Genomic DNA, 2,302 nt, shown 5'->3' on the forward strand with positions numbered 1-2,302 from the left:
ATTATTTCGACCGCTTGCGCGACGGATGGGTATCTGTGGTATACTGGCAACACTTTAGCGCAGTAAAGTGCAGTAGCACAGGGAAGGGTACCGTGCGCGACGAGCGAGCGCGGTGTGCGAAGGAAGGAATCTCATGAAGAAACTGAAGGTAATGGCAGCAGCGGTATGCGCCCTCGCCTTGGCGGCGTGCATGCTGGCTGGTTGCTCCTCCAACAACGCTTCGAACGACAAGAAAGACGCGGCTGCGACCAGCTCGGACAAGACGACGCTCATCGTCGGCTTCGACCAATCGTATCCGCCGTACGGTTTCGTCGGCAACGACGGCAACTTCACCGGTTTCGACCTTGACCTCGCTGCCGAGGTTGCCAGCCGCAACGGCTGGGACATCCAGCTTGAGCCCATCGATTGGGACGCGAAGGACACGCTCCTCAACTCCGGCGCCATCACCTGCATCTGGAACGGCTTCACCATGGAAGGCCGCGAGAATGACTACACCTTCTCCGATCCCTACATGCTGAACGCCCAAGTTGTCGTTGTGAAGAAGGGCAGCGGCATCGAGAGCCTCGTCGATCTTGCCGGCAAGAACGTTATCACGCAGACTGACTCTGCTGCTTACGATGTGCTCGCGGGCGACGAGGCGACTAAGGCCGACCTTAAAGCCACCTTCGCCTCGCTTGATACCATCGGCGATTACAACACCGCCTTCATGCAGCTCGAGTCCGGCGCCGTCGACGCTGTGGCCTGCGATCTCTCCATCGCGCAGTACCAGATGAGCGCCAAGCCCGATGCCTATGTCCAGCTTCCCGAGGACCTTTCCTCCGAGCACTACGCGGTCGGCGTGAAGAAGGGCAACACCGAGCTTGCCGATGCGATCACCAAGACGCTCAAGGAAATGAACGAGGACGGCACCATCGAGAAGCTGTGCGAGAAGTACGCGGAGTACGGTCTGTCCTACACGAACTGGATCCTCAAGTAGCCAGTCGATAAGTTAGTTTGCTTGCGGGCATAACCTCCCGTAGGCAGAAGAGAATCGCGGACGGGGCAACCTGTCCGCGATTCGTGTTGCAATAAGAAAGAGGTTGCCGTGGAAATTGGAACCATGCTTTCCATGCTTGGGCAAGGCTTCGTCGTAACCTTGCAGATATTCTTCCTGACGCTGGTGGGGTCGCTGCCGCTTGGCGTGGTGGTGGCGCTTGCGCGCATGAGCCGCGTGAAGCCGATTGCCTGGATCATGAAGTTCTACATTTCCGTCATGCGCGGAACCCCGCTCATGCTGCAGATGTTCTTCATTTACTTCGCTCCCTATTATATTTTCGGAATCCCCCTGAGCATGGAGTCGAAGTTCTCCGCCACGATCGTCGCGTTCATCATCAACTATGCGGCCTACTTCGCCGAGATTTACCGCAGCGGCATCCAGTCGATTCCGCGCGGACAGTACGAGGCCGCCGAAGTCTTGGGCTACTCGCGCCTCCAGACGTTTATGAAGATCGTGCTGCCCCAGGTGATTAAGAGGATTCTTCCCGCTATGGGCAACGAGATCATCACGTTGGTGAAAGACACGTCGCTCGCGTTCGCCATCGGCGTGGCGGAGATGTTCTCGACGGCGAAGGCGCTCGTCGCCTCGCAGGTGAGCATGCTGCCCTTCGTGTTCGCAGCGGTTTTCTACTGGGTATTCAATTTCGTCGTGGAAGTGGTTCTCGGGCGCGTCGAGAAGAAGATGGGTTATTACCACGATTAGCCGTTGGGAAGGTGAGGTTTGGCAATGCCTGAAGATAATGTGCTGGTAAAGCTCGAGCACGGTAAGAAGAGCTTTGGCGATGTCGCGGTGCTCAAAGACATCTCGCTCGAGGTTCGCAAAGGCGAGGTCGTCGCCGTCATCGGCCCGTCGGGAGGCGGCAAGTCGACGCTTCTGCGATGCATGACGCTGCTTGAGACGCTTGACGCCGGGTCGCTTTCCTACGGCGATCTGCCCGTGGCTGTAGATAACGGGGCAGGGCATGCCGTCTATGGCGGCAAGGATGTGATGAAGCAGGCGAAATCGCGCTTTGGCCTGGTGTTCCAGAACTTCAATCTGTTCCCGCACTACTCGGTGATCAAAAACGTCACCGACGCGCCGATCAGCGTGCAGAAGCGTTCGCGCGCCGAGGCGCTCGAACGCGGGCGCGAGCTGCTCGCGAAGATGGGCCTCGCCGACAAGGAGGACATGGTCCCCTGCGAGCTTTCAGGCGGTCAGCAGCAGCGCGTCGCGATTGCCCGCGCGCTTGCGATGGACCCTGAGGTGCTCTTCTTCGACGAGCCGACG

Annotated in this window: 3 protein-coding genes; all 3 read left to right on the top strand. The window is 58.6% G+C overall.

Annotated elements, in window-relative coordinates; translation table 11 throughout:
* Positions 1 to 133 precede the first annotated feature (133 nt).
* Positions 134 to 976 carry an amino acid ABC transporter substrate-binding protein gene (locus ACMRQN_RS00130; protein WP_418733301.1) on the top strand — a complete coding sequence of 281 codons (843 nt, stop codon included), beginning with the start codon at positions 134 to 136 and terminating at the stop codon, positions 974 to 976.
* A 108-nt stretch (positions 977 to 1,084) separates the two neighbouring features.
* Positions 1,085 to 1,738, top strand: coding sequence for an amino acid ABC transporter permease (locus ACMRQN_RS00135; RefSeq protein ID WP_296060149.1), 654 nt, complete (start codon positions 1,085 to 1,087; stop codon positions 1,736 to 1,738).
* 24 nt (positions 1,739 to 1,762) lie between these two features.
* On the top strand, positions 1,763 to 2,302 hold a 540-nt coding region (locus tag ACMRQN_RS00140), incomplete at its 3' end, for an amino acid ABC transporter ATP-binding protein (RefSeq protein WP_418733302.1).

The organism is Ellagibacter sp. (assembly GCF_048412355.1).
Taxonomy (GTDB): domain Bacteria; phylum Actinomycetota; class Coriobacteriia; order Coriobacteriales; family Eggerthellaceae; genus Ellagibacter.